Below are 7,618 nucleotides of genomic sequence, written 5' to 3' on the forward strand. Positions count from 1 at the left end.
GAAGTTTGCGTATTTGCGGTTCATCATCAATAATTAAAATACTATCCATATATTTATTCTGTTTTGCGGGACAAAGATAGAATAAAATGAACGCTCGACAAAAGGATAATACTTAATTTCTGTTTTATAGAAAACGCTTTCTGATTATCTTTTTTAATCTCGGATTTTCTGAACCACTCCCGTAGGGAGTAAACAATAACAAGCTGTAAGAAACATATTTACTGATCAATTAAACTCATCTTATAATGAACCTTTTTATATTTTGTTTCGTTAAATATACCGGATGACATCTCAATTTACTTCCGTCAATTCCTCCCTATTCTTAATTAATTTAAACTATTATAGACTATGAACAAAATAGAAATAAAAGACTTATATCTTGTTTTCGGTCCGGAAAAGCAGAAAGCGTTCCGGATGTTGAAAGAAAGAAAAAGCAAAAATGAAATTTTAAAGGCGACTAATTGTACTGTAGCAGTTAAAAACGCCAATCTGACAATCAAAGAAGGAGAATTCTTCGTAATCATGGGGCTATCGGGTAGTGGCAAATCAACTTTATTGCGCTGCATAAACCGATTAATCAAACCCACAAAAGGACAAGTACTGATTAATAGAACAGATATTACTGCCGCATCTGATAAGGAATTGTTGGAAATGCGTCGCCGGGAGATAGCTATGGTGTTCCAAAATTTTGGTTTGTTACCTCATCGCAGTGTTTTAAGCAATATTGCATTCGGTCTTGAACTCCAAGGAGTTCCCAAACAAGAACGTGAGAAAAAAGCCATGAAGAGTATGGAAATAGTCGGGCTGAAAGGATATCAGAATCAGATGGTCGGACAACTTTCCGGCGGAATGCAGCAACGTGTCGGGTTGGCACGCGCTTTGGCAAATGATCCGGAAATATTACTGATGGATGAAGCCTTTTCCGCTTTGGACCCATTGATCCGCGTACAAATGCAAGATGAAATGCTGGCGCTGCAATCCAAAATGAAAAAGACCATCGTCTTTATCACGCATGATTTGAGCGAAGCAATTAAACTGGGTGACCGCATTGCCATTATGAGAGACGGAGAAGTGGTGCAAGTCGGAACTTCAGAAGAAATTTTAACAGAACCAGCCAATGACTATGTGGCAAGATTTGTAGAAAATGTGGACCGGAGCAAAATCATAACGGCAGGAAGTATTATGATAACCCGTCCCGCCGTAGCCCGTCTGCGTAAAGAAGGTCCCGAGGTTCTGATCAGAAAGATGAAAGAAAGAGATATTACCGTGCTTCCTGTGATAGATGAAAATGACAAGCTGATAGGAGAGATTACATTGGAAAGTGCCGCCATTCTTCGGCATAAAGGTATAAAATCAATCAAGGAAGCCGTACAAAGTGAAGTACATTCCGTTACGGAGGACACAAAGATTGAGGATCTGCTTCCCTTAATTACGAAAACCAATTCTCCCATTTATGTGGTAAATGAAGAACGCGAACTGAAAGGCTTGGTTCCTCTATCGTCCATCGTAGTAGAGATGACCGGAAAAGATAAAGAAGAAATTAATGAACTTATTCAAAACGCTATCGAATTATGATAAACATAGGAAAATATATAGAAACAGCCATCAACTGGCTCACAGAAAACTTTGCCCCTCTTTTCGACGCCATCAATGTTGGAATAGGCGGGTTCATAGATGGGTTCCAAAACATATTGATGTGGATACCTTTTTATGTAACAATAGCATTGCTGGCCATCCTGGCTTGGTATAAATCGGGAAAAGGAGTCAGCATTTTTACCATTTTAGGATTATTACTGATTTGGGGAATGGGATTTTGGAACGAAACCATGCAGACTTTAGCATTGGTGCTTTCGTCTACCATCATCGCTCTTATCATGGGACTTCCATTGGGAATATGGAGCGCAAACAGCAAACGATGTGATAAAATTCTGCATCCTATCCTCGACCTGATGCAAACGATGCCTGCTTTCGTCTATCTGATTCCTGCCGTACTCTTTTTCGGGCTGGGAACCGTTCCGGGAGCTTTTGCCACCATTATTTTTGCCATGCCTCCCGTAGTGCGTCTGACCAGCCTGGGTATCAAGCAAGTACCGAAGAATGTTATAGAAGCTTCGCGCTCTTTTGGTGCGACACCTATGCAATTATTATTCAAGGTACAATTACCGCTGGCATTGCCCACTATCATGACCGGTATAAACCAGACAATCCTAATGTCGCTCTCCATGGTGGTCATTGCCGCTATGATTGCAGCCGGAGGGTTAGGGGAAATCGTATTGAAAGGTATCACGCAGATGAAAATAGGTTTAGGTTTCGAAGGCGGTATCGCAGTAGTCATCCTAGCCATCATTCTGGATAGAATAACACAAGGACTTGGAAAACAAAAGAAAGGGAAATAAGCATGAAGAAAATACTATATTTTTTGTCTTTCCTCCTGTTGCTTACCTCTTGCAGCGGGAAAAAAGATGATAAGACAATAAGCATTGGATACATAAACTGGGACGATGGCATCGCTCTGACCTATTTAACGGAAGTGATTCTTGAACAACAAGGTTATCATGTCATTTTAAAGAATGCTGATCCTGCTCCTATCTATGCAACAATGGCCCGTGGCAAAGTAGATTTGCTGATGGATGCTTGGTTACCGGCCACACAGGCCGATTATATGAAACAATACGGAAAGAATCTGGAAATCTTAGGCAAGATCTATCCAGATGCCCGTATCGGTCTGGTAGTCCCCGATTATGTGGACATTCATTCTATTGACCAATTAAATGCCAACAAAGAAAAATTCGGAGGCGAGATTATCGGCATTGATGCCGGCGCAGGGATTATGCATGCTGCAGATATGGCCATAGAAAAATACAATCTGGATTACAAATTGCTGGAGTCTAGCGGACCGGCTATGACCGCAGTACTAAAAAGGGCCATTGACGAACATCAATGGATTGTGGTGACGGGATGGACTCCCCATTGGATGTTCACCCGCTTTAAATTAAAATTTTTAGAAGACCCGAAAGGCATTTTTGGTAAAGCGGAAACAATTACAGCCATTGCCTGCAAAGGATTTGGTGAGCAACACCCGTTTGTGGTAAAACTGATAGAAAACATACATCTGAGCACCGAAGAAATCAGCAGCTTGCTGGATGATGTATCACAAAATGAATATAATGAAAAAGAAGGAGCGGAAAAATGGGTAAAAGAACATCAGGAGCTGGTAGATTCCTGGATTCCCCAGAAATAGAAATATCTCACTTACCTTGAGGGCCGCGCCCAAGGTAAGTGAGAAAACAAACGAACTTTGTATCAGCTCAACTATGCCATATATTTTGATAAGTTTCTCGAAAACAAAACCTATCTTTGCAACATAATAAAACACATATAAATTATGAATGTAATCAAATCAAGGTTCGTCTATCACTTAATGGCAATAATCACTGTAGCTATCTGGGGGACTACTTTTGTTTCTACTAAGATTCTAATCCAACATGGATTAAGTCCTTCCGACATCTTCTTTTATCGTTTCACTCTGGCCTATCTTTGCATGTGGTGTATTTCTTATAAAAAACTATTTGCCAATAGAATAAAAGATGAATTGTTACTTTTATTGGCCGGATTATGTGGAGGAACTATTTATTTCATTACTGAAAATACGGCTCTCGGTATCACATTAGCCTCCAACGTGTCTCTGATAGTATGCACATCACCTGTTCTGACCACACTACTTTCTTATTTGTTCAGAAGAAAAGAACCTTTCACCCGCCATCTTGTTTACGGATCGATCATGGCTTTGATAGGAGTGGGGCTAGTTGTTTTCAACGGCAGTTTCATTCTGAAAATTAATCCTTTGGGAGATATTCTTTCACTGACCGCTGCATTGATGTGGGCATTTTATTGCCTTATTCTCAAACAATTGGATAATCATTATTCTATCGTATTCATTACCCGTAAAGTATTCTTCTACGGAGTGCTGACCATTCTGCCCATGTTTTTATTCCGTCCGTTAAATTGGGACAATGTCTTGATGATGCAACCCATCGTGTTTGGAAATCTTCTCTTTTTGGGATTTGTCGCCTCCATGCTCTGCTTCATAGCCTGGAATGCATGTGTCAAGGAATTGGGAGCCGTAAAAAGTACAAACTATATTTATATCGTCCCTTTGGTAACTCTTCTTACTTCAGCGGTCATTATTAATGAAAAGATAACTTGGATAGCCCTTACCGGCTGTTTTCTTATCTTGTGTGGTGTATATTTGGCAGAACGGAAAACAAATCCTACATTTGAGGCGAAATCTTAAAGCCCTTTAATTATGAACGAGATAGACAAAATGCGTAACAGTCAGCTGGCCGATATGGAGAAACCGGAAATACAGGCCAGTTTCATACACGCCAAAAAACTAGTGGCCCAATTACGGATGATGAGTACATACGATGATGGTTTCAGGGAAGTGCTGGAAGAATTAGTGCCGGGTATCCCTTCCACTTCTGTCATCTGTCCACCATTTTACTGTGATCATGGACACGGCATCCGCTTAGGAGAGCATGTCTTTGTGAATGCCAACTGTACATTTTTAGACGGTGGATATATCACCATAGGAGCACATACATTGATAGGACCCAATGTACAGATCTATACTCCACATCATCCGGTAGATTACATAACCCGACGCGAACCCAAAGAGTATGCATATCCCGTAACTATCGGAGAAGATTGCTGGATAGGAGGAGGAGCTATTCTTTGTCCCGGAGTAAAAATAGGTCATCGCTGTATTATCGGAGCTGGAAGTGTCGTTACTAAAGACATTCCCGACAATTCCGTTGCTGTAGGTAATCCAGCCAAAGTGATTAGAAAAGTTGATTAAAAAAAGAGAACAGATAATTATGAAAGTTTTGGCCCCACATAATTATCTGTTTCTCGTATTCAGCCAATATAAACATTGACGCTCAGAAACAGGCAATCGTCTCCGTTAGAACATTCAAAGTCTATTTTATTCTCTCTGGCCAGCCAACCTATAGCTGCATTCAAATCTCTGTCAGACAACTCTGAAGCTCTTTTTAAATCACAATAACTCCACCGTTTATTGTCATTCAGCAGTTTCCAAACTTTTCCTGCGTTTACTCCAATTTGATGTTTATCCATTTTGATGTTCAATTAAAGAAGTTAATAATAGAATGCTTAGTTTTTTTGCGGTAAATATAACCTTTTATTAAAATAAAATAGACTCTCCTACATAAAATTCATGTAAAAGACATGATTATTTAACATTTGTTTCTGTCAAATTTCATGTAAATTCTCTTTTTATGAAGATATTTATTGCCGGATGAGCCATTTTTACAAATATTTCCTCTAACTTTGTAAGTCAATTAATCCTTTGATATGAAAAGAAATAAAATAAACTGGAGAGTGCCCAAAGGTATGGAACTCACAGAGTTAGATAAAAAGGTTCTCTATTATCAAGATAGAGGTCATTTGGTGCCTTCACGTGAACTGATTAAGACACCAGAACAGATTGAAGGAATACGCCGTAGCGGTATTATCAATACCGGAGTGCTAGACCTTGTAGAACGCGAGATCCATGCAGGCATGAGCACATTGGAAATAGACAAACTAGTTTATGAATACACTAAAGATCATGGCGGCATTCCTGCAACCTTAGGTTATGAAGGTTTTCCAAAAAGTTGCTGCACCTCTATCAATGAGGTTGTTTGTCACGGTATTCCTAATGAATTCGACATTCTGGAAGAAGGAGATATTATCAATGTGGATTGTACTACCATTCTTGATGGTTATTATGCCGACGCATCGCGTATGTTTACCATTGGAAAAACCACACCTCAGAAAGAGAAACTGGTACGAGTAGCTAAAGAATGTTTGGAGATAGGCATGGAAGCTGCAAAACCATTTGGTTTTGTGGGAGACATAGGACATACCATTGAAAAACATGCTAAAAAAAATGGATTCTCAGTAGTGCGTGATCTCTGCGGACACGGAGTAGGCATAGAGTTTCATGAAGAACCGGATGTAGAACATTTTGGGAAAAAAGGAACTGGTATGCTATTGGTTCCGGGAATGGTTTTTACCATTGAACCAATGATCAATATGGGAACATGGGAAGTCTTCATTGATGAGGAAGATGGCTGGACTGTAGTCACCGAAGACGAACAGCCGTCTGCACAGTGGGAACATACTTTCGTTATGACAGATAACGGACTTGAAATTCTGACACATTAATATATAATTAAGGTATAGAAATATGGATACAATTATATTAGGTATAGAATCTTCCTGTGACGACACATCAGCCGCAGTTATCAAGAATGGCGTATTGTTGTCCAACGTAGTGTCCAGCCAGGCTGTTCACGAAGCTTACGGAGGGGTGGTTCCCGAATTGGCGTCACGTGCCCATCAACAAAACATTGTACCGGTGGTGCACGAAGCCTTAAAAAGGGCAGGAGTTACCAAGGAGCAACTAAGCGCCGTTGCATTCACCCGAGGACCCGGCTTGATGGGATCATTACTGGTCGGAGTATCTTTTGCGAAAGGTTTCGCACGTTCATTAAATATACCAATGATTGATGTTAACCACCTGCAAGCCCATGTGTTAGCCCATTTCATTAAAGAATCGGAAGAAGACAACAACCAACCTAAATTCCCTTTCTTGTGCCTGCTGGTGTCAGGAGGAAACTCACAGATAATATTGGTAAAGGCCTATAATGATATGGAAGTTTTGGGACAAACTATTGACGATGCAGCAGGAGAAGCTATCGACAAATGTTCTAAAGTAATGGGCTTAGGTTATCCCGGAGGTCCTATCATTGATAAACTGGCACGTCAAGGCAATCCCAAAGCGTTCACTTTCAGTAAACCACATATTCCGGACTATAACTATAGCTTCAGTGGACTAAAGACTTCTTTCCTATACTCTTTGCGTGACTGGTTGAAAGAAGATCCCGATTTCATCGAGCATCATAAAAACGACTTGGCTGCTTCATTAGAAGCGACTATTGTAGATATTTTAATGGATAAGCTGAGAAAAGCAGCCAAAAATCTCAAAATAAATGAAGTGGCAGTAGCCGGAGGGGTATCAGCCAATAACGGGCTTCGTAACTCATTCCGCGAACATGCCGGGAAATATGGTTGGAATATCTATATCCCGAAGTTCAGCTTTACTACGGATAATGCTGCAATGATCGCAATTACCGGTTATTACAAGTACCTGGACAATGATTTTTGCACTATAGACAAGCCCGCTTATTCACGGGTAACTATTTAAATATTTAAAAACCGTTTTCAACATGTCAGTAGAAGGTAAATTTTTAAGTAAAGAGATTAACGATTTGTTTTGGAGAGAAGGCCTGACACTCGTTACTGCCGAGAGTTGCACGTCAGGAAGTGTGGCGGCCGCTATTACAGCCGTTGCCGGAAGTTCACACTTCTTTAAAGGTGGAATTATCGCCTATTCCAACGAAATAAAGGAAAATCTGTTGGGGGTAAACCACGGAACTTTAGAAACTCATGGGGCTGTAAGTGAAGAAACCGTTATCGAAATGGTAAAAGGGGCGATGAAATCGATGAATTCTGATTGTGCTGTAGCAACTTCAGGTATCGCAGGGCCCACAGG

At 40.4% G+C, this 7,618-nt stretch carries 9 protein-coding genes; 8 read left to right on the forward strand and 1 reads right to left on the reverse strand.

The window, feature by feature from the left end:
- Window positions 1–348: 348 nt before the first annotated feature.
- From AB5935_RS19435 to AB5935_RS19455, 5 genes are all read left to right on the forward strand, one after another.
- Window positions 349–1,575: a glycine betaine/L-proline ABC transporter ATP-binding protein gene (locus AB5935_RS19435; protein WP_038609700.1), complete on the forward strand. Its 1,227-nt coding sequence runs from the start codon at window positions 349–351 to the stop codon at window positions 1,573–1,575.
- On the forward strand, window positions 1,572–2,396 hold the full coding sequence (locus AB5935_RS19440; protein ID WP_007835442.1) for an ABC transporter permease: 825 nt from the start codon (window positions 1,572–1,574) through the stop codon (window positions 2,394–2,396). Before AB5935_RS19435 ends, AB5935_RS19440 begins: the two co-directional genes overlap by 4 nt.
- Before the next feature lie 2 nt (window positions 2,397–2,398).
- Window positions 2,399–3,241: a glycine betaine ABC transporter substrate-binding protein gene (locus AB5935_RS19445; RefSeq protein WP_007835436.1), complete on the forward strand. Its 843-nt coding sequence runs from the start codon at window positions 2,399–2,401 to the stop codon at window positions 3,239–3,241.
- 144 nt (window positions 3,242–3,385) lie between these two features.
- Window positions 3,386–4,294 (forward strand): DMT family transporter, encoded by a 909-nt coding sequence (locus tag AB5935_RS19450; RefSeq protein ID WP_007849138.1) that lies wholly within the window; start codon window positions 3,386–3,388, stop codon window positions 4,292–4,294.
- 12 nt (window positions 4,295–4,306) lie between these two features.
- On the forward strand, window positions 4,307–4,858 hold the full coding sequence (locus AB5935_RS19455; protein WP_005841261.1) for a sugar O-acetyltransferase: 552 nt from the start codon (window positions 4,307–4,309) through the stop codon (window positions 4,856–4,858).
- 59 nt (window positions 4,859–4,917) lie between these two features.
- Here AB5935_RS19455 and AB5935_RS19460 read toward each other — a convergent pair whose 3' ends face one another.
- The gene (locus AB5935_RS19460) at window positions 4,918–5,136 is read right to left on the reverse strand and encodes a winged helix-turn-helix domain-containing protein (protein ID WP_005841264.1); all 219 of its coding nucleotides are present in this window, start codon (window positions 5,134–5,136) and stop codon (window positions 4,918–4,920) included.
- Between the two features lie 237 nt (window positions 5,137–5,373).
- Between AB5935_RS19460 and map the strand changes: the two genes are divergently transcribed.
- The 3 genes from map to AB5935_RS19475 form a co-directional block, all read left to right on the forward strand.
- Window positions 5,374–6,228, forward strand: coding sequence for a type I methionyl aminopeptidase (gene map, locus AB5935_RS19465; protein ID WP_007835433.1), 855 nt, complete (start codon window positions 5,374–5,376; stop codon window positions 6,226–6,228).
- Between the two features lie 22 nt (window positions 6,229–6,250).
- Window positions 6,251–7,270 carry a tRNA (adenosine(37)-N6)-threonylcarbamoyltransferase complex transferase subunit TsaD gene (gene tsaD, locus AB5935_RS19470; protein WP_005841268.1) on the forward strand — a complete coding sequence of 340 codons (1,020 nt, stop codon included), beginning with the start codon at window positions 6,251–6,253 and terminating at the stop codon, window positions 7,268–7,270.
- 22 nt (window positions 7,271–7,292) lie between these two features.
- Window positions 7,293–7,618: CinA family protein (locus AB5935_RS19475; protein ID WP_368327526.1), on the forward strand; the 326-nt coding region annotated here is incomplete at its 3' end.

This window comes from Phocaeicola sp. RTP21198st1_B8_RTP21198_201120, from assembly GCF_040929485.1.
Lineage (GTDB): Bacteria > Bacteroidota > Bacteroidia > Bacteroidales > Bacteroidaceae > Phocaeicola > Phocaeicola dorei.